The organism is Stakelama sediminis, assembly GCF_014199335.1.
GTDB lineage: Bacteria > Pseudomonadota > Alphaproteobacteria > Sphingomonadales > Sphingomonadaceae > Sphingomonas > Sphingomonas sediminis.
In genome coordinates this window covers 1,330,669-1,349,202 of record NZ_JACIJI010000001.1, presented here as the reverse complement: position 1 = coordinate 1,349,202, position 18,534 = coordinate 1,330,669, and the positions used below count along the sequence as shown (strand labels likewise).

The window sequence follows — 18,534 nt, the reverse complement described above, 5'->3', positions numbered from 1 at the left end:
TCGCCACCCGATACGATCAGCTGGCCAACAGCTTCCTCGGCATGGTCCATCTCGCCACCGCTCGATACTGGCTCAAATTTGTCCACGCTGCCTAGGACAAGCCTATCCCCCAACCGGCCGCTTGAGAATGGGAAGAATGGAAGTTTCTTCACGGCCCTGCGTAGTTGTCTGTCACAACCATATGTACCGGCTAGGGATATCCGGGTAAACGCGCGTCGGGAGGGTCAGGAAATCTCCCCCTCATCCGACATCGCCAATCTGCTACGCCGGCTTGAACAGTGTTGCCCAATCCTGCCCGTGCGTCCGGGCCCATGCGACATTCTGCAATCGCACCGCACCGAGACTGCTGGCGGCGGCGATGGAACGGAGGGTTTATACCGCCTGAAGCGCTGCGGCGATGGGTTCCGCTTCCTCGACAATCAGGTGAACGGTGTTGCCGGGCCGGGCGATCATATGAACGCCCAGAGGCTCCAGGGCTGCTTCGTTGATCTGCTCATTGTCGTTCAGTCGCAGCCAGAGGCGACTGGAGGCCGATCCGATTTCCGCGATATTGTCGCGCCCGCCAAGGGCGGCGAACCAGGGCGAGGCGTCAACCGTCGGCGGCGGGGTGCTGGCTTCCTCTGCCGGTTCGGAACGGATGGCGGAAAGCGGCCCCGCGGCGTTGCGCATTTCCATTGCCACGGCATCGGCGATGGGGCCGAGCACCACCTGAAGCCCGTGGGCCGAGGGACGGATCATGCCCGCCGCCCCCAATGCCTTCAGCCGCGCCTCATTCACCTTTTGCTGATCATGGACGACCAGCCGCAATCGCGTCGTGCAGGCGTCGATGCTTGCAAGGTTTCCGGCACCGCCCAGCGCGGCGATGAAGGCGGGACCGCGCTCGCCGGGGGCATCGGCGATTTCCTCCCCGACCGGATCGGCTTCGCGTCCCGGCGTCTTGAGGTCGAAACGCAGGATGGCATAGCGGAAGGTGCCGTAATAGATGGCGAAATAGGCGATGCCGACCGGCAGCAGCAGCAAGGGCCGGGTCGCCTTGGTAAAGTTCAGCGCATAGTCGAGGAACCCCGCGGAAAAGCCGAAGCCCAGCTTTACGCCCAGCAGGTTCATCACGACCATCGCCACGCCGGTCAGCACCGCGTGCAGTGCATAGAGCGCCGGCGCAAGGAACATGAAGCTGAATTCGATCGGTTCCGTCACGCCGGTCAGGAATGCGGTCAGCGCCATGGAAAGCAGCATGCCGCCGACCGCCTTGCGCCGTTCGGGCAGCGCGGAACGATACATGGCAAGGCAGGCGGCGGGCAGGCCGAACATCATCACCGGGAAAAAGCCCGACATGAAGGCGCCCGCGCTGGGATCGCCCGCGAAAAAGCGGTTCAGGTCGCCGGTGGTGCCGTGATAATCGCCGACGATGAACCAGGCGACATTGTTGAGGATATGGTGCAGCCCGGTCACGATCAGCAGCCGGTTGAGCACGCCATAGAGGAACAGGCCGACATTGCCCGACCCGATCACCAGCGTCGACAGGGTGTTCATGCCGGTATTGATCGCGCCGTACAGCCCGCCGAACACCAGCGCGAGGCCGAGTCCCGCAAGGCCCGACAGGATCGGCACGAAGCGCCGCCCGCCGAAAAAGGCGAGATAGTCGGGCAGCCTGATCGTTGCATAGCGATTATAGCACCCCCCGGCGATCAGGCCGGAAAGGATGCCGATCGGTACCGACAGCTTGGCAATCGCCTTGGTCCGCCAGGCGGCGTCGGCGAGCGCGGCGAGATCGCTCGCCATGCCGGTCACGGTGGAGGGCGGGACGGTGAGCAGCGTTTCCCCACCCTTGGTGGCGACGAGATAGCAGACCAGCCCCGCCAGCCCGGCCGCGCCGTTATTGTCCTTTGCCAGCCCGACACCGATGCCGAGCGCGAACAACAGGCCCAGATTGTCGAAAATCGCCGCTCCGGCCGCTGCCACAAAGGGAATGTCGAGCAGGTCGGGCTGACCCAGCCGCAGCAGCAGCCCCGCAATGGGCAGGACCGCGATCGGCAGCATGAGCGCACGGCCCAGCGGCTGAAAGGATTGCAGCGAGAGCTTCATGCGGCCTGCTCCAGAAGCGGTTCAACAAGGGCACGGACGGCGGCGGCGTCGGTGGCGGTGAGCGCCCGCGCCGCAAGGGTACGACAATAATTAAGGTCGAGGGTGCGGATCAGCGCCTTGATCTCCGCCACTGCGGCGGCAGGCACCGACAATTCGGTAACGCCCAGACCGATCAGGATCGGAACCGCTTCCGGCACCGCCGCCAGCCCGCCGCACACGCCGGTCCAGCGGTCATGGGCGCGGCCGCCCCGCACCGTGGCGTCGATCAGCCGCAGCACCGCCGGATGCAGCCCGTCCAGCCCGGCAGCGACGGCGGGGTTGGTGCGGTCGCGCGCCAGCGCATATTGACTGAGATCGTTGCTTCCGATGGAGAAAAAAACGGCCTCCCGCGCCAGTGTTTCGGCAGTCAGCGCAGCCGCCGGGGTTTCGACCATAATGCCGAGTTCGGGCGCGCTGACGCCGCGTTCCCCGGCCAGCCGGTGCAGCAGCGCATGCGCCTCGCGCAGTTCATCGGCGGCCGCGACCATCGGCAGCATAATTCTCAGCCGTCCGCGCGCCTCAACCCCCAGCAGCGCCCGGAACTGGGTTTCCAGCAGGTCGCGCCGTGCGAGTTGCAGACGGATACCGCGCAGACCGAGCGCGGGATTTTCCTCGTCGGCCATCGGCAGCCAGGGGGCAGGCTTGTCGGCGCCGATGTCGAGCGTGCGGACGATCAGGGGGCGTTCGCCCAGCGTATCGGCGATTTGCTGATAGGTGGCGCGCTGTTCGGCTTCATCGGGGGGTGCCGCGCGGTCGAGAAACAGAAATTCGGTGCGCAGCAGGCCGCACCCTTCCGCGCCCTCGCTGACTGCGGACTGCGCATCCGCGACAGAGCCGAGATTGGCCACCACTTCAATCCGCGTGCCATCGGTGGTGACGGCGGATTCGTCAGCACGGGCGCGGGCGGCCCGGCGCCGCGCAGCGCGGGCAGCCGAAGCGGCGCGGGCTCGGTCGATCGCTACCTTGCCCGGTGCGATATGCAGCGTGCCGTCGGTCAGGATCAGGTCGGTGCCGTCTTCAACCAGGCCAAGCGCGGGGCCGAGAGCGGCAAGGAGCGGCAGCCCCAGCCCGGCGGCGATGATCGCGACATGCGACGTCGCGCCACCCTGCGCCGTGGCGATGCCGGAAAGTCCGGCATCGGCCAGCGCCATCAATTGCGAAGGGTAGAGCGTTTCGGCGACCAGAATAGCGCCCTCAGGCGGTCGTGTCGGCTGGGCCGCTTCGCCCAGCAGCGCGACCTGTACCCGGTGTTCGAGATCGGCGAGATCGTCGAGCCGTTCGGCAAAGCGTTTATTGCCGGTCGAGCGCAGCGGCCGGGCGGCGCGGTCGATAGCCTGACGCCATGCGAACCCGGCGCTTTTCCCGGCGGCGATCACGGAGCGGGCCGCTTCGTCCAGCGTCGGATCGTCGAGCAGCGCGCCATGGGCGGCGGCGATTTCGGCCTGCGGACCATCTCCTGCCGCTTCCGTCTCCAGCGCAGCCCGAACCTGCGCTTTCGCCGCCTCCAGCTTCCGGGTTTCGCCAGCAGGATTTTCGCCGGTTTCGGGTACGGCAATCGCTTCGGTGTTCAGGCGAAAGGCGGGGCCGATCGCCATGCCGGGTGCGGCAACCACCCCGGTGAGGGTATCGGGCAGGGCAGGTACGGGGCGGGGTTGGGCGACGGCAGTACCGACGGGCAGCAACTCGCCCATGCCGCTTTCGATCAATGCAACGATGGCGTTGACGGCAGCGCCGGCATCGGGGCCGGTGGCACGCAGGGAGACGGACGCGCCGTGCGTGAGCGCCAGTCCCAGCATCGCCACCGAAGAGCGGGCGGAGGCGCTATGGCCGCCCTCGGCACATAGTGCGATATCCGCATCGAAATCGCTCGCCAGTTTCGCAATGCGCGCAGCCGGGCGGGCATGGAGACCCTGTGCAAGCGGCAGCGCTATCGTCTGTTCGATCTGTGGACCGGATGTGGTGGCGCGGTATTTGGCCGGTTCGCCGGTGGCAACGGCCTCCAGCGTCAGCAATGGTGCGCCGGGTGCGACCACCCCTTCGCCGGTGCGGGAGACGATCCGGAACGCTTCACCATTGGTGACGATGACGGGCGTGATCAGACTGCGTGCGGTGCGGGCAAGCTGATCGAGGTCGAAGCGTATGAGCGTGTCCCCGGCGGCGACGCGCTGTCCCTCCGTCACCAGCGGGCTGAACCCCGCCCCGCCCAGTCCGACCGTATCCAGACCGATATGCATCAGCAGTACCGGGCCGCTGTCAAGGGTCAGGGTGACGGCATGGCCTGCGGGGTGGATGTTCGTCACCACACCGTTGCCGGGAGCGGTTAATTGTCCCTCGACCGGATCGATGGCGATGCCGTCGCCCAGCATCCGGTCACTGAATACGGGATCGGGCACCTTGTCGAGCGGCGTCGCCCAACCGGCAAGCGGACTGGCGATGGGAACCGTCATCGGACCAGCGTCAGTCGGTCGAGCACCCAGAAAGGATCGGGACCGTTCTGGGTAAAGGTCATGCACAGGTCGTGGACTCCGCTTTGATGGGGGATCGTGGCGGAAACGGTGGTGTCGCCCGACGTGGCGGTTGCCGGTGCCAGCGGGACGCTGACGATGACCGGGCCGTCACAGCTGTCGCGACGGACCACCAGTTCCCCCGCGGGCGTGGCCGGTTTGTCGTATTTGATTTTGTCGATGTCCTTGCCGATCGCGAAGTTGAAGGGCAGGCGCCCGACTTCGGCGCTGATCTTCGTCACCCCGTCCAGCGGCGCGCCGGACCATTTCCAGCAGGGATGCATGATATCCACCCAATGTACCTTGCGCACGCCATCGGTCGGCCCGTCATCTTCGAGGCGTAGCGGGATCGACTGGCTGCACAGCGTCATCGCGCTTGCGGTACGGGTGCGCAGCAGTTCCGGGGCCATCAGCCAGTGTTCCGGCAACCCAAGGCCCGTTTTCCCGGCAAAGGCCTGTGCGACAAGGGCGGTGCCGGGCGTCAGCGTCAGGGGTTTGGCATAAGCGGGCGATTGCGGCGAAGGGGAGGTGCCGTCGGTGGTATAGCGGATCGTGCCGATATCGGCGGGCTGGCGCAGTGCAACTGTGATGGCTTCGTCGCTGCCGCTGAATGCCGCTTCCGGTTCCAGCGGTGTCCGGTCATAGCCTGCGCCCATGCTGTTCCAGCGCTGCATGGCCGCCACCAGCCGTCGGGAAAAGCCCGCCCAGTCCTTTTTCGGGTTCGACCATGCCAGTTCGGCAAGAATGGCCGCACGCGGCCACAACATGCGGTCGGCATAGGCGGTGGTGCGGACATGCTCGGTCCATAAATTGGCCTGGATGCCGAGAATATGGCGACGTTCCCCGGACGTGAGGGCGGCAGGGGCGGGATCGAAGCCATAGAATTGCCGCCAGTCGATCACCGCGCCGCGTCCGGGCGGTTCATTGCCCGAATCGCTTTGAATATGGTCGAGATAGAAGATCGGCGACGGCGCCAGAATCGCGTCATGTCCGGCTTTTGCTGCGGTGACCGCTCCGTCGATCCCATGCCACGACATGACCGTGGCATCGGCGGGCACCTTGCCCTCCAATATTTCGTCCCAGCCGATCAGCCGCCGTCCGTGCCGTTCCAGATAGGTGCCCAGCTTTGCGGTAAACCAGCCCTGCAAGGCGTTTGCGTCCTTCAGGCCGAGTTGCCGGATCTGCGCCTGAATCGCTGGATTGGCGTTCCACTGGTTCTTCACCGCCTCGTCGCCGCCGATATGGATGTAGCGGCCGGGGAACAGCGCCATCACCTCGTCGAGCACATTTTCGACGAAGGTGAAGGTCGCCGGGTCGGGGTTCAGCAGATTGGGCAGGACGCCCCATTGATTGCTCGGCGCTGTGGGCGGGTTGGGGACCGAAGCCAGCTTCGGATAGGCGGCAACCATCGCAGTCGCGTGTCCGGGCATGTCGATTTCCGGCACGATGGTGACATGATGCGCGCGGGCATAGGCGACCACGGCGCGTATCTGTTGCTGCGTATAATATCCGCAGCTTTGAACGGGCTTGCCGGTTGCGTCGAAGCCGGCCGCTCCGGCATCCTGACGACAGCCGCCGATGGCGGTGAGGCGGGGATAGCGTTTGATCTGAATGCGCCAGCCCTGATCGTCGGTCAGATGCCAGTGCAGCGTGTTGAGCTTGGCCATCGCCATCCGGTCGATCAGCGTTTCGACATAGGATACCGGCTGGAAATGGCGCGCCGAATCCAGCATCAGGCCGCGCCAGCCAAAGGCCGGTTTGTCGTTGATCGTAACCGCTGGAATCCGCCCCTGCTTGCTGGTGGCGATCATCTGCCACAGGGTTTCGGCGCCGTAATAGAGACCGGCATCGGAGGATGCGGAAATGGTGACCGCCCGCGGCGTTACGATCAGGCGATAGGCTTCCTTGCCGGTAATCGCTGCGTCGCGAACGAAGCGAATTGTGCCTTTGGCGGACATGGGCAATCGCGGGCCACCCGTGCGCGCAACCAGATCGCGCAGGCGGGCAGCAGCCGATCCGGCGCCATCGCCTTTGACCATGACTGCCGCATGGCGGGTATCGAACGTGCCAGCCTGCGGACGCAAGGATGTGGGCATCGGCAGCAGAGGAAATGGCGTTTCGGCCTGTGCCGCTGCCGGTGCGGCCAGGGACAGCATGGCAAAGACCAGGATCGTGCGCATCGAAACCCCTTTTAAACTGACATTGCTGACCCGGGTCATACTGCGAAACAAACAATCGTCGTCAATCGGCGGGCGGTTTCGTTGGCATTGCCGGGGCGTTTGCTCCTGCCGTCGACGGACGAAAAGGGCGGCATCACGTTAACGGTGCGATACCGCCCGTTCGATCAGAAGTTCACGTTGATCGTTGCCATGAACTTCCGCCCGCTCTTGTAAACACCGCGCGGAAGCAGCGGCGTATTGGCATAGGAATAATAGGTGCTGTCGGTCAGATTCATACCGGACAGCGTTACGCCCAGATATTTGGTGAAATTATAGGTTGCTGAAACATCGACATTGGCGCTGTCGCGAACGAACAGATTATCGCCACGATCGATGCCGGTGAAATATTTCGACCGCCAGGTATAGGTTCCGCGGACCGACACAGGCCCCCTCTCAAAATACGGGCTGACACTGACCTGATGCTTCGAATTATAAGGAAGCGGCGCGTTGTCGCGGCCATGGGCATCGGAATAGGTATAGTTTGCAAGGATCCCGAACCCAAAGGGAAGCACCTGCTGATAGGCGACGGCGAAACCGCGCGAGGTCGCCGACCCGGCATTATAGGGACGACTGATCTGATAGGTCGTTACCTCTCCCTGAGACTGGTTATAGTAATCCTCGGGCCGCGTTTCGTTGAGGATATAGTTGCCGATATCCTTGTAAAACAGTTCCGCCGACAGAATCGAGCGTGGGGAGAAATACCATTCGAGCGAGGCATCGTAATTGGTCGCTTCATAGGGATTGAGTTCGGGGTTCCCGCCGCCACCGGTCAGAATCTGGTCGGAAAGCCAGAAATAGCTGGTCATGTCGGCATAGTTGGGGCGCGCAATGACTTCCGATCCTGCGAACCGGAAGATCAGGTTCGGTTCCAGATTGATGGCGACGTTCACTGCGGGAAGAACGTTTTGATAGTGCTTCTTGGTGGTCTGCCAGCTCCAGTCGCCCTCGCTGTTGCACGGTGCGCCGGGATTGCAGACATAGCCCGCGCTCGCACTGTGCGTATCGACATAGCGCACGCCGATATTACCGCGCAGCGCACCCTGTTCGAAATTGGCCTGCACATAGGCGGCATTGATGTCTTCCCTGACATCCCAGTTACCTGCGGTGAATTCAGCTGCGGCGAATTTCGACGGCACGGGAAAGGCGGTGCCCGCAGGCAGCCACGACCCGCCCTCGACATAATCGACCATCGATGCGCCACTGATTTTGAAACGACCCGTCATCTGATCGTTCAGTCCGTCAAAACCGCTCAGATAATTACTATTGACCTGACTGGGATCGAACAGCGACGTCGGCGCGCTGACTCCGGCTATGGTAACGCCCGCATATTGCTCGCTTGTTTCATGATGGCGCCATTTATAGCCGATCTGGATGCTTTTCAGCGAGCTGTGGAATTTCAGCGTCAGGTCGCCCTGGGCATAACGCTCCTTGTCCTGGGTTGGCTTGTCGACCAGATTGCCGCTCCAGCCCGGATCGGTGGCGAACGCGCTGGGATCACCCAGAACATCCGTGGGATAGCTGATCGTGCCCGGCACCTTTGGCGCACCGCTGATATCGACGGTATAGTCGGACCAGTTGAGGAATTCGAGGAACACCTGATGCTTGGTACCGCCATCGGCGTTGGAGGTGCCGCCCTCAACGCTCAATGACCAGTCATCATCGTCCCAGAACGCCTTGCCGTGGAAGGTCTGCGAATGCATTTCGGCCACGCGATATTGCGCGTCATAGACCGACAGTGCGTTATGGAAGCTGGCACTGGCGACGATGCCGTCCTTGACGGTCAGCCCCGTCAGCGCTCCTGCACTGTTCCAGGTGTTTCCGGCGAATGAATATTGAGACTGGTTGAAATTGTCGTAGTTTGCGTCGACGCGCAGCCAGTCGGCGGTCAGCGTCAGCTTGTCGACCGGCTTCCACTGCAGCGTCGCCGAATAAGTTTTACGCTCACGGCCCTGCTCGAAATAGCTGGTGCCGAAGGAATTGGGAAATACTGCATCCGGATTGTTGAGCAATGTCGTGGCACAATCGCCGGTACAATTACCGGTCGTGATCGAACTGATCCCGCCATCGTTGTTACCGTTCCAGAAATCGGCCGGAATCGTACCGTAGCTTTCCAGACCGTCGCGGCGCAGCCGGTCCTTCCAGCGCTGGAAGGATACCAGCACGCCCAGCGTATCGGACGGGTTATGCCATGCAACCAGCGCAGAACCCTCAATATCGCCTTTTTTCGACCGGTCATTATACAGATAGCCCAGCGATCCGGCGACGGTAAACGGCTTCATGTCGAGCGGACGACGCGTGATGACGTTGACGGTGCCGCCGATCGAACCTTCGTCGATTTTAGCTTCAGGCGACTTGTAAACGTCGACCCGGTCAACCAGCTGTGGCGCGAGCAGGGCGTAGTTGAAGGTGCGCCCCGGCGAATCGAGAATGAACCAGTCCGCAGAAGCAACCGTCTGCCCGTTGAGCAACGTGCGATTGAGCGCCGGGTCAGTGCCTAGGATGGAGACCTTCTCCCCCTGGCCGAACTGACGATCGACGGTGACGCCGGGAACCAAAGTCAGCGCCTCTGCGACATTGGTATTGGGGAATTTGCCGACATCTTCGGCTGACACCGAATCAATGATCGCGTTGGCGTTGCGTTTGGCCTCCAGCGCGGTTTCCAGCGCGGCACGAATGCCGGTAACAACGATGTCCTTCGACTGATCCGCGGTACTGCCATAGGTCTGGTCGCTGCTTTGGCCGGAGGGCGTGCTCTTTTGCGACGTGCTGCTATTACTGCTCTTCACGTCCTGGGCATGAACCGGCATGGAGGACGCCAGGGCAAGGGCACTGACCGTGCCGATAATGGCGGTTTTACGAAGGTTGATCGGAGTCTGGAACATGGTCTTCCCCCATTTTTGCAGCCCTGTATTTGGACAGGACCAAAATATAACCAACAGGCTTTGGATCGTCCTTATTTATGGCTTCGAACCGAAAGTTGGTGATTCTGAATGCTAATAACAGTCAATTTTTGATATAATGCAATACCAAAAATGATGCCAATATACATTTTTTGCTTTTTGGTATTGTAAAGGCATTATCATTGCTTCTATGACAATGGGGCGCACAGGGGGTTTCTATGTTCGTCGATCGTATTGGAAAGCTGGAAGAAGAGGGCGGTGCGCCGCTTTACATGCAGCTACAGCGAGTCTTGCGATCCGCCATCGAGCGGCAGGTTCTGGCGCCCGACGAAGCGCTGCCCCCCGAACGTGACCTTGCCGAGGCTTACAACATCTCTCGCGTTACGGTTCGAAAGGCGCTCGACGGGCTGGTCGACGCCAGATTGCTGATGCGCCGCCGGGGTGCCGGAACGTTTGTCGCCTCACGCGTCGAGAAGAATTTTGCGACGATTTCGTCGTTTACGGAGGATATGCTGTCGCGCGGGCGCCAGCCGCACAGCGAATGGCTGGCGCGCTCCGAAGGAACGGTCACGCCGGAAGAGGCGATGGCGCTGGGGCTGGGGCCGGGCAGCCCGGTCTATCGCTTCACCCGCATCCGCTATGCCGACGGTCAATCCATGGCGCTGGAATATGCGACCGTACCGGCGCAGGCGCTGGCATCCCTGAATGCAGTGGATGAGTCGCTGTACGATGCGCTGGGGGACGCACGGCCGATGCGGGTGCTGCAGCGTTTCCGGGCGACCCTGTTCACGCCGGAACAAACCGATCTGCTGGGTATTCCGGCGGGAATGCCGGGACTGGAGATCGAACGTCGCGGCTTTGCTGCCGACGGGCGCACGGTGGAATTCACCAAATCCTATTATCGCGGCGATGCCTATGATTTCGTTGCCGAACTCAGCGTCGCCCCCCAATGATGCATCAGGAGAATTTGTGTTGAACACCATCGCGTCGCCAGAACGCACGTTGATGTTCCGGGAAGCGGCGGAGTCGGGAGATGTCGTGCGTCGACAGCGGACGACCAACGCGGCAACGCTTACGGCACTTGGCGGGCAGTTGCGCGATACGCCGCCTCGTGCCCTTGTCACCTTGGGACGCGGCAGTTCCGACAATGCCGCTACTTTCGCCCGCTATCTGGTCGAACGGCGGCTGGGGGTGCTGACCGGTTCGGCGGCGCCGTCGGTCGCCTCTGTCTATGAAACCGCGCCGGATATGCGCGACGTTCTGGTGCTGGCGATATCGCAGTCGGGCCGCAGCCCCGATTTGCTGACTGCCGTGGAAAAGGCTCGCGATCGGGGTGCCAGGATCGTTGCGCTGGTGAATGATGAAACGTCCCCGCTCGCAGCGCAGGCGGATACGTGTCTGCCGCTGGCGGCCGGACCGGAGCGAAGCGTCGCCGCCACGAAAAGCTTCATTGCGACCTTGTCCGCGATCCTCGATTTCATTGCGGCATGGGCGGATGACCAGAAGCTTGCGGCGGCGCTTGATTCCCTGCCCGACCTGCTCGACCGGGCCTGGAATCTGGACTGGGCGGCTGCCGTTCCCGCCCTGAAAAACGCGCATGACCTGTATGTGGTCGGCCGGGGACACGGGTTTGGCATCGCGCAGGAAGCGGCGCTCAAGATCAAGGAAACCTGCGGCTTTCACGCCGAAGCATTCAGTGCCGCGGAAATCCGCCATGGCCCAATGTCGCTGGTGGGCAATGGTTTTCCCGTGCTGCTGTTCGGGCAACAGGATGCGACGCTGGACAGCGTCGCCGAACTGGCAAGGGAATTTGCAGGTCGCGGGGCCGAACTGATGCGGGCGGGCGTGCCCGGCGACACCGGCATATCCCTGCCGACCATCGATACCGATCCGCTGATCGCACCGGTTGCGGCCATCCTGAGTTTTTATCGCATGGCGAATGCGCTCGCGGTGGCGCGCGGACATGATCCCGATCATCCCCCCCATCTGGCCAAAGTGACAGAGACCGTCTGATGACCATCGCGTTCGTGAACGGGCAAATCATGTTGCCTGCCGGATTTCGGGACGATGTGTGCGTCGTGCTCGACAATGGCAGGATTTGCGATATTGCCGCTACGGCACCTGCAGGTGCCCGGATCGTTGACCTTGCGGGCAAGAAGCTATTGCCCGGATTTCTGGACGTTCAGGTCAATGGCGGGGGCGGCAGGCTGTTCAACGACGATCCGTCCGTCGACACCATCGCTGCGATCGCGGCCGCGCATCGGCGTTTCGGCACCACCAATATCCTGCCGACGCTGATCAGCGACGATCTGGACGTGGTCGAACGGGGCATCCGTGCGGTCGATGCAGCGATAGAGGCAGGGGTGCCCGGTATCCTCGGCATTCATATCGAGGGACCGTTCCTCAGCAAGGAGCGGCACGGTATTCATCTGGAGTCAAAGATACGCGCCCTTGAAGACCGGTTCGTCGACCTGCTGACCTCTGCGAAACATGGCCGTACCCTCGTTACGCTGGCACCGGACAATGCGACGCCGACGCAAATCGAGCGTCTGGTCGCAGCGGGGGTGATCGTGTCGGCGGGACATTCCAATGCCGCTTACGAGGTCGTGCAGGAAGCGTTTCGTGCCGGAGTTACCGGCGTGACGCACCTGTTCAACGCGATGTCGCAACTCGTCAACCGGGCACCTGGAATGGTCGGCGCCGCGCTTGAAAGCGATCAGGTATATGCGGGGATTATCGTGGATGGCCATCATGTCCACCCCGCATCCTTGCGGGTCGCCTTGCGCGCAAAAGGCCCCCGGCGGCTGATGCTGGTAACCGATGCGATGCCCAGCGTGGGATCCGATCAGGCCGATTTCCTGCTTCAGGGACGGCGCATTCACCGCGACGGCGACATGCTGAAGGATGGGGACGGGGTATTGGCAGGCTCCACGCTCACCATGGCACGGGCGGTCGCCAACCTGGTCGATCAGACCGGCATCGCCCTTGATCAGGCGGTTACGATGGCTTCGGCGGTCCCGGCCGAATTTCTTGGCCTGGCGGGAGAAACGGGATCGATTGCCATCGGCCACCGCGCAGACCTGATTGCCGTTACGGACGATTTCACGGTCAGCGAGAGCTGGATCGGTGGCGTGCCGACCGGCATCGATGCCGATAGCACTGCGATTCCGGGCTGATGGCATAGGATATTTTCGCGCGATAGGGGGCGTCTGGCAGCCAACTCCTCCATTGCATTATCAAAAATGTACGCGGGTTCGATTCTCGGATGCCGACTCCAAAGCTGGATTCGGCTGATTCACAAATCAATTTTCTTCCTGTTTGAATGCCGGTCTGGCTATTTCTAAAACGACCCGAAACAGCCCCTTCAGGGCGACACGCTGGAATAGAGGATGTGTCTGACAGCAAGTTGGCGAATCAGCCATGCGCTCTGCTGGTCGATGACCCTGCGCTCCGTGCCGCTCATCTACGGATGCGGGTCTCCGAAATCCGTTTTTCGAAAGACGAGATCATCATATCCGGCCCGAAGGCTATTTTCGAAAATGGTGCTGCCTGTGGCGTGCCCCGGCCAGAGGGGAAGGTGCCGATCTTTGACCGGAAATGGTGCCCAGAAGAAATGTAGAATCTTATTCTCATGCAATATCAGGGCATCCCCACCTACACTGTAAAACGAACAATTTTTGTTGCATGATGTTCGCGGTCGGTCGCCCTGATTTGCCTGAATTTGGCATAAAGTGTGGGAATAATTGTGGGATCATTTCTTGCCTGAAAGTGTGGGAACGGACTCCGAAAATTCCCAATAGGGACTCGAACCAATGGCACTTACAGCATTGAAGGTGAAGAACGCGAAGCCGGGCCGGCATACGGATGGCCGGGGCTTGTGTCTGTTAGTGAAGCCGAGCGGCTCGCGGACATGGTTACTGCGTATGCAGAAAGACGGCAGGCGACGGGATTATGGGCTGGGATCGGCTATAGACGTGTCGCTAGCCGAAGCACGGGAAGCCGCGATAGCCTTGCGCCGAAAGGTGCGGGAAGGTTGCGATCCGGTCGCCGAGCGGCGCAAGACCCGCAAAGTCGTTCCAAATTTTGAGAAGGCCGCGCGTGACTGTTACGAAGCATTGAAGGAGGGCTGGAAGAATCGGCGCCATGCCAACTGGATTTCCAGCCTTGAGAACCATGTCTTTCCGGTGATCGGCAAGAAGCCAGTCGATCAGGTGGACAGCGCCGCCGTTGTAGGAGTGCTGTCGCCCATCTGGCTTGAGATACCAGAGACCGCCCGGAAAATCCTGCAACGGATTGGCGCGGTGCTGGACTTCGCGCACATCAAAGGATGGCTTCCGGGCGAGGTATCGTTGCGCTCCGTTCGCAAGGGGCTTCCCCGTCAGATCGCCAAGGGCGGGCATCTGGAGGCCATGCCCTATGTCGATGTTCCGGCCATCATGCAGAAGATCGCGGCAGCATCACCGACGACCGGCCGTGATGCCTTGCGCTTCACTGTTTACAATGCCGTTCGGTCGAACGAGACGCGCTTTGCCGTGTGGACCGAGTTCGACCTTGAGAATGCTATCTGGACCATTCCAGGCGAGCGCATGAAAGCGCGAGAAACTCATGTCGTGCCGTTGTCCGCGCCTGCCGTGGCATTGCTCCGCAAACGGTGGGAGCAACGCGCCAGCGACACCTGCTTCGTGTTCTCCGCGGACGGCAAAAGGCCGATCAGCGACATGACCATGACGAAGGCGCTACGCGATGAAGGCGTCACAGGCGCAACCGTTCACGGCTTCCGTTCCACCTTCACCGATTGGGCAGCGGAAACCACGAACTTTCCCAAGGAGGTTGCAGACAAGGCGCTGGCACACAAGCTGCCCAATCAGGTTGAAGCTGCCTATCGCCGCACCGACTTCTTCGACAAGCGGCGCGGCCTCATGGCGCTATGGGCGGAGTATCTGGACAAGGTGCCTACGAAGGACGGTGAGGACGCCGCCGCCACGGCGCCCGATCCTATCCCGCTTCGCGCTGCCGCCTGATAAGATCATGCAGGCTGGCAGTGGTGATGCGGGTGGATTTACCGAGCTTCACCATCTCGACTTCACCGGCCGCGATCAGCTCGTAGAGCTTGGTGCGGCCGACGCCGATCATGCGAGCAGCATCGTTGACGCGAACGCAGATCGGATCAGGGGGTCGAGCCGCCTTCATGGCGCGGCCCTTTCGCTGTCATCGGCGCGGTAGCCTGCCGGATCGGCAACCCAGCGATTGACAGCCGATTCATGCCACCCGGCACCGTGGATGCTGATAGACACCTGCCGGGGAAATGTCCCGTCGGCGATCTTGCGATAGAGGGTGGAGCGGGAAAGGCCGGTGCGATGAAGCACCGTCTTGAGGCGAATGATCCTTTCGGGGTTGGGCATTGAGGCAACTTTCGGTTAGTAGCGGTTGATAAAGCTCCCCTGCGAATAGAATTGGCGACCTTGATGCTGCCTGCAAGAGCGTCGTGGTCGCCATGTGGTGAAGATGTGTCTTACGGCGGTACAAATTTAGGTATCTGCGGCGAACTGCGGCGAACTTCTGGAAACGGCGGCGTATGGCGGTGGGCGGCGAAGGTAGGCGATGATCGGCAGTCTATACTTGGACGTTTCTTTAATGACTGTGACCAATAAGCTACACAATTCCCCGATTTGCAGGGACGGGAAGCACCTCGACGAACGCCGCTGGATTCCGATTCGCACAACATGACGGACCTTTCATCTGCTGGTCCGCCCGCCACACTGCCATGCTGTATCGCTTTGTCCCGCCGGGCAAGAGGCGAGGCACTACATTGCCGCTCGCGGCCAACTTAGTTGCAGCAGCGCCAACATAATCATTTTCGGCAAGCGCGCGCACGGAGCGTTGGCGTTGAACTATAACGCTATGTGTTATATATAAACCGCGAGGCAGGAGAATCGGCCATCACGCGCATCTTCAAAAATGGCTGGTTCGAGCGCTTTTCGCGCAAGGAACGAATTGACGATTCGGTGCTTCGCGACGCCGTGCAGCGGGCCGAAAGCGGGCTGGTGGACGCCGACCTTGGCGGTGGCGTCATCAAGCAGCGCATCGCGCGGCCGGGAAAGGGAAAGTCGGGCGGCTATCGCACGCTGATCCTGTTCCGGCACGGTGACCGGGCGATATTCGCTTTCGGTTTCGCCAAGAGCGCGCAGGCGAACATATCGAAGGCGGATTTGGCATTGTTGCGTGAAGCGGCGACCGAGGCACTGGAATGGAGCGGCGAGGAACTGGACCGGCTGGTAGCGTCAGAAACGCTGGTGGAGATTGAAAATGGCAAGGACGGCTAAGGATAAGGGCTATCGCAGCGAGATCGCGGGCGCGATCCATGAGATGATGAGCGACGCGCACGACGCGGGCGTGGTGTCGCGCGCGACCTTGCGCACCTTTGACGAAGCGTGCCTTGCCCCGGTGCCGACGCTGGCGGGCGATGAAATCCGCGCGATCCGCGAGCGCGAGCATGTGTCGCAGCCGGTGTTCGCCGCCTATCTCAACGTGTCGCGCAATCTAGTGTCGGATTGGGAACGCGGTGTGAAGCGTCCAGGCGGCCCTGCCCTGCGGTTACTCTCCATCATTCAGCGCAAGGGATTGCAGGCCGTCGCGTAAAGCGAGCTTATTCCTTCGGAGGTTCGGGCTTCTCGCGGCGCTGCAATTCGTTCTCGACCGCTTCGCGGATGAACAGCGCCAGTCGCCGATTGCCGACCAGCGCCTCGATACGGCGGATCGTGTCGGTTGATAGCCTGATTGTCGTCGGCTTCATTCCAAGCGGCGGGCGTCCCATCGTCTCGTCGCTATCGGCCATGCCCACAATCTCCAAGTCAAACACGTTGACGCCACCGTTTAATTGAATATACGACATCGTTTATGTGATAAACGGTGTCGTATATTGCTGCAATGGCCCTTCGTTAATCCGGCCACCGGCAATCCGACAGCGCGAATCGCGGAAGTGTCGGGACCGTGCCGCATCCGCCCATCGCTTTCGTCCCCCTGCCAAGGATGCGGAACGGAGGTGCATATGGGCCGCGACATCCCCACCACATCACGCCGCACGCTGTTGCGCACATTGATTGCCGCGCCGGTCGCGGTTCCGGCTGTCGCCTCGCTCCATGCGGAGTATGATGACGAACCGGCCATGCTTGTTCGATCCAAGGCTGGACGGAGCCTGAGCCGTTGGCGCTACCATCGAGCAGAGGGCTTCTTTCCCGACAATGAACCGAGATCGATCGGCGGCTGGCATAGCTTCCTCTACTTCTCCGGGATCACCGCACAGCTCGGCTTGTCGGCCTATCTGCTCGATGTGGGATTCCCCGACGAATGGAATGCCCGCCATATCGGTCTGCGCGTCGCAAAGTCGCTCGCCTATGCCAATGCGACCGGATTGGGCCACGACTGCCCCGATATGGCGCGGCTGGCGGCGGTCCTCACGCCTTATTGGCGATGGAACCAGGTGCGGCTGTTCGGGGAGCAGGAACCCGATGACGATGGACTGACAGCCCCGCAGGTTCGGGAATCGCTCCGCGCCTTGCTGGATCGTGTGCGGGACGTAACCGGCCATCCCCGCCCGCGCGGACGGCGCAGGTGACGGCACAGCGATGACGGAGGAGCGGCGCGACAGGAAGGAGGTGGCTGGTTCCTTGCTGATTTCGGCGCTCGCGCACGTTGCGCTGTTGGTCCCGCTCTCGGTTCCCGATTGCGCGATTTCTCGGCCATCGGAGGATCAACCCGAACGGCCGAAGGAGAGTGACGTTTTGACGGTCGATGTATAGGACGAGGTTCCGCCCCTGCCGCACAAGCCGCCCCGTCTAGGGGGCGAGATATGCGACCCGAACGCGCCTCCCGAATATCATTACTTCGACATCAAGCCCGGCCCAGCAATCGACCGGATATATCACGCCGCGCGCCCTCACTTTGGCGAGATAATCATGGCAACGGATAGCTTGACGGGAAAGCGGTCACGCGCCTTGCGCGGCTGGTTCAGGCCGATGGATGCCGTGCGCCTGCTGGCGGGCGACGCGGGTCTATGCGTGATCGATCTGAGGGAAGGGATTGGCGTGAATTATTGCCACGGATCGAATGTGCCTTTCAGCAGAACCCATGAAGCATGGGTGCGGCAGGAATGGGAGCCGCGCGATTGCACGACGCCAGAGCCCGTGCCTATGGCCGATGCAATCGCCGCCTAGCGCGATTTCTCGCGGGCTTCCTGTTCCGCCTCGAACGCGCGCTTGCCTTTACGCTGCCATAGGGCAAGTGCGTTACCGCCTTCCTCGCTTCGCAACCTATCCGCGACCGTGAGGAATGCTCCGTAGATCGTTGCGCGATCGTCGTCGGTCAGTTCGACCAGCCCGGCTTTGACGACGAGTCCGCCCAATTCGATGAGCGTGCGCGTTCGCTCGCGCCGCTTGGCCTGCCAATCGCGCATGTCGCTTCGCGCCTTCGCTGCCTCAAGCCGACGCCGCATCGCCGTCGCGCGGCGCAGCGCCTTCGTCGTGGCGGCTAGGTCGCGGCACAGACTTGCGGGCCGAGCGCTGAAAGAACCCGGCGCCCGCGCGGCGCCACGCCTCCTTCGTGCTCGCATCCTTGTTCGTAGCAGCGCCGAGCAAGACACCGGCGAGCATGTCGGCATCGAGCGTATCGGCGCCGGTCGCGATGACGAGTTCGCCAAGCTGGCGAACGCGGCGTTCCTTGAGCAGCTTCGCCTTGTCGGCAAGCGCTTTCAATTCCGAATCAAAATCGCGTGGTTTGCGCATCGTAAAG

The 18,534-nt window shown here is 61.9% G+C and carries 17 protein-coding genes; 8 read left to right on the top strand and 9 right to left on the bottom strand.

Going from position 1 to position 18,534, the window contains the following annotated elements; genetic code table 11:
- Positions 1 to 372: 372 nt before the first annotated feature.
- From nagE to FHR23_RS06740, 4 genes are all read right to left on the bottom strand, one after another.
- The gene (gene nagE / locus FHR23_RS06755) at positions 373 to 2,085 is read right to left on the bottom strand and encodes an N-acetylglucosamine-specific PTS transporter subunit IIBC (protein WP_184002079.1); all 1,713 of its coding nucleotides are present in this window, start codon (positions 2,083 to 2,085) and stop codon (positions 373 to 375) included.
- The gene (ptsP, locus tag FHR23_RS06750; protein ID WP_184002078.1) at positions 2,082 to 4,571 is read right to left on the bottom strand and encodes a phosphoenolpyruvate--protein phosphotransferase; all 2,490 of its coding nucleotides are present in this window, start codon (positions 4,569 to 4,571) and stop codon (positions 2,082 to 2,084) included. Before ptsP ends, nagE begins: the two co-directional genes overlap by 4 nt.
- Complete coding sequence (locus tag FHR23_RS06745) at positions 4,568 to 6,808, bottom strand: family 20 glycosylhydrolase (protein WP_184002077.1); 2,241 nt, start codon at positions 6,806 to 6,808, stop codon at positions 4,568 to 4,570. The genes ptsP and FHR23_RS06745 overlap by 4 nt, the downstream gene beginning before the upstream one ends.
- A 164-nt stretch (positions 6,809 to 6,972) precedes the next feature.
- Complete coding sequence (locus FHR23_RS06740; protein WP_246359696.1) at positions 6,973 to 9,729, bottom strand: TonB-dependent receptor; 2,757 nt, start codon at positions 9,727 to 9,729, stop codon at positions 6,973 to 6,975.
- Positions 9,730 to 9,965: 236 nt separating this feature from the next.
- Between FHR23_RS06740 and FHR23_RS06735 the strand changes: the two genes are divergently transcribed.
- The 4 genes from FHR23_RS06735 (at position 9,966) to FHR23_RS06720 (ending at position 14,768) form a co-directional block, all read left to right on the top strand.
- Complete coding sequence (locus FHR23_RS06735) at positions 9,966 to 10,700, top strand: GntR family transcriptional regulator (protein WP_184002076.1); 735 nt, start codon at positions 9,966 to 9,968, stop codon at positions 10,698 to 10,700.
- A 16-nt stretch (positions 10,701 to 10,716) separates the two neighbouring features.
- Complete coding sequence (locus FHR23_RS06730) at positions 10,717 to 11,760, top strand: SIS domain-containing protein (protein WP_343043033.1); 1,044 nt, start codon at positions 10,717 to 10,719, stop codon at positions 11,758 to 11,760.
- Positions 11,760 to 12,923, top strand: coding sequence for an N-acetylglucosamine-6-phosphate deacetylase (gene nagA / locus FHR23_RS06725; RefSeq protein WP_184002075.1), 1,164 nt, complete (start codon positions 11,760 to 11,762; stop codon positions 12,921 to 12,923). The genes FHR23_RS06730 and nagA overlap by 1 nt, the downstream gene beginning before the upstream one ends.
- Positions 12,924 to 13,559: 636 nt before the next feature.
- Positions 13,560 to 14,768, top strand: a complete 1,209-nt coding sequence (locus FHR23_RS06720; RefSeq protein ID WP_184002074.1) for a tyrosine-type recombinase/integrase — start codon at positions 13,560 to 13,562, stop codon at positions 14,766 to 14,768.
- On the opposite strand, the gene FHR23_RS06715 is transcribed toward FHR23_RS06720, so the two are convergent.
- The gene (locus FHR23_RS06715; RefSeq protein WP_184002073.1) at positions 14,743 to 14,937 is read right to left on the bottom strand and encodes a helix-turn-helix domain-containing protein; all 195 of its coding nucleotides are present in this window, start codon (positions 14,935 to 14,937) and stop codon (positions 14,743 to 14,745) included. The two genes, FHR23_RS06720 and FHR23_RS06715, sit on opposite strands and share 26 nt — an antisense overlap.
- Complete coding sequence (locus tag FHR23_RS06710; RefSeq protein WP_184002072.1) at positions 14,934 to 15,149, bottom strand: helix-turn-helix transcriptional regulator; 216 nt, start codon at positions 15,147 to 15,149, stop codon at positions 14,934 to 14,936. Before FHR23_RS06710 ends, FHR23_RS06715 begins: the two co-directional genes overlap by 4 nt.
- A gap of 501 nt (positions 15,150 to 15,650) precedes the next feature.
- Here FHR23_RS06710 and FHR23_RS06705 point away from each other — a divergent pair.
- On the top strand, positions 15,651 to 16,070 hold the full coding sequence (locus FHR23_RS06705) for a type II toxin-antitoxin system RelE/ParE family toxin (protein WP_343043032.1): 420 nt from the start codon (positions 15,651 to 15,653) through the stop codon (positions 16,068 to 16,070).
- Positions 16,054 to 16,386, top strand: coding sequence for a helix-turn-helix domain-containing protein (locus FHR23_RS06700; protein WP_184002071.1), 333 nt, complete (start codon positions 16,054 to 16,056; stop codon positions 16,384 to 16,386). Before FHR23_RS06705 ends, FHR23_RS06700 begins: the two co-directional genes overlap by 17 nt.
- Positions 16,387 to 16,393: 7 nt before the next feature.
- Here FHR23_RS06700 and FHR23_RS06695 read toward each other — a convergent pair whose 3' ends face one another.
- On the bottom strand, positions 16,394 to 16,582 hold the full coding sequence (locus tag FHR23_RS06695) for a hypothetical protein (RefSeq protein ID WP_184002070.1): 189 nt from the start codon (positions 16,580 to 16,582) through the stop codon (positions 16,394 to 16,396).
- A 213-nt stretch (positions 16,583 to 16,795) separates the two neighbouring features.
- On the opposite strand from FHR23_RS06695, the gene FHR23_RS06690 reads away from it, so the two are divergent.
- A complete protein-coding gene (locus tag FHR23_RS06690) occupies positions 16,796 to 17,362 on the top strand; it encodes a hypothetical protein (protein ID WP_184002069.1) in 567 nt (188 codons plus the stop codon).
- 340 nt (positions 17,363 to 17,702) lie between these two features.
- A complete protein-coding gene (locus tag FHR23_RS06685; protein WP_184002068.1) occupies positions 17,703 to 17,960 on the top strand; it encodes a hypothetical protein in 258 nt (85 codons plus the stop codon).
- On the opposite strand, the gene FHR23_RS06680 is transcribed toward FHR23_RS06685, so the two are convergent.
- Entirely contained in the window at positions 17,957 to 18,199 is a 243-nt protein-coding gene (locus FHR23_RS06680) for a conjugal transfer protein TraD (RefSeq protein ID WP_184002067.1), read from the bottom strand. The genes FHR23_RS06685 and FHR23_RS06680 overlap by 4 nt on opposite strands.
- Positions 18,200 to 18,221: 22 nt before the next feature.
- Entirely contained in the window at positions 18,222 to 18,527 is a 306-nt protein-coding gene (locus FHR23_RS06675; protein ID WP_184002066.1) for a conjugal transfer protein TraD, read from the bottom strand.
- Positions 18,528 to 18,534: the final 7 nt, after the last annotated feature.

What these genes read in the sequence shown, in the direction of transcription:
- FHR23_RS06720 (WP_184002074.1), top strand. Translation starts at nt 13,560, where the DNA reads ATGGCACTTACAGCATTGAAGGTGAAGAACGCGAAGCCGGGCCGGCAT.
- FHR23_RS06745 (WP_184002077.1), bottom strand. Translation starts at nt 6,808, where the DNA reads ATGCGCACGATCCTGGTCTTTGCCATGCTGTCCCTGGCCGCACCGGCA.
- FHR23_RS06700 (WP_184002071.1), top strand. Translation starts at nt 16,054, where the DNA reads ATGGCAAGGACGGCTAAGGATAAGGGCTATCGCAGCGAGATCGCGGGC.
- nagE (WP_184002079.1), bottom strand. Translation starts at nt 2,085, where the DNA reads ATGAAGCTCTCGCTGCAATCCTTTCAGCCGCTGGGCCGTGCGCTCATG.
- FHR23_RS06735 (WP_184002076.1), top strand. Translation starts at nt 9,966, where the DNA reads ATGTTCGTCGATCGTATTGGAAAGCTGGAAGAAGAGGGCGGTGCGCCG.
- FHR23_RS06740 (WP_246359696.1), bottom strand. Translation starts at nt 9,729, where the DNA reads ATGTTCCAGACTCCGATCAACCTTCGTAAAACCGCCATTATCGGCACG.
- FHR23_RS06710 (WP_184002072.1), bottom strand. Translation starts at nt 15,149, where the DNA reads ATGCCCAACCCCGAAAGGATCATTCGCCTCAAGACGGTGCTTCATCGC.
- FHR23_RS06675 (WP_184002066.1), bottom strand. Translation starts at nt 18,527, where the DNA reads ATGCGCAAACCACGCGATTTTGATTCGGAATTGAAAGCGCTTGCCGAC.
- FHR23_RS06690 (WP_184002069.1), top strand. Translation starts at nt 16,796, where the DNA reads ATGGGCCGCGACATCCCCACCACATCACGCCGCACGCTGTTGCGCACA.
- FHR23_RS06685 (WP_184002068.1), top strand. Translation starts at nt 17,703, where the DNA reads ATGGCAACGGATAGCTTGACGGGAAAGCGGTCACGCGCCTTGCGCGGC.
- FHR23_RS06715 (WP_184002073.1), bottom strand. Translation starts at nt 14,937, where the DNA reads ATGAAGGCGGCTCGACCCCCTGATCCGATCTGCGTTCGCGTCAACGAT.
- FHR23_RS06680 (WP_184002067.1), bottom strand. Translation starts at nt 18,199, where the DNA reads ATGCGCGATTGGCAGGCCAAGCGGCGCGAGCGAACGCGCACGCTCATC.
- FHR23_RS06695 (WP_184002070.1), bottom strand. Translation starts at nt 16,582, where the DNA reads ATGGCCGATAGCGACGAGACGATGGGACGCCCGCCGCTTGGAATGAAG.
- ptsP (WP_184002078.1), bottom strand. Translation starts at nt 4,571, where the DNA reads ATGACGGTTCCCATCGCCAGTCCGCTTGCCGGTTGGGCGACGCCGCTC.
- nagA (WP_184002075.1), top strand. Translation starts at nt 11,760, where the DNA reads ATGACCATCGCGTTCGTGAACGGGCAAATCATGTTGCCTGCCGGATTT.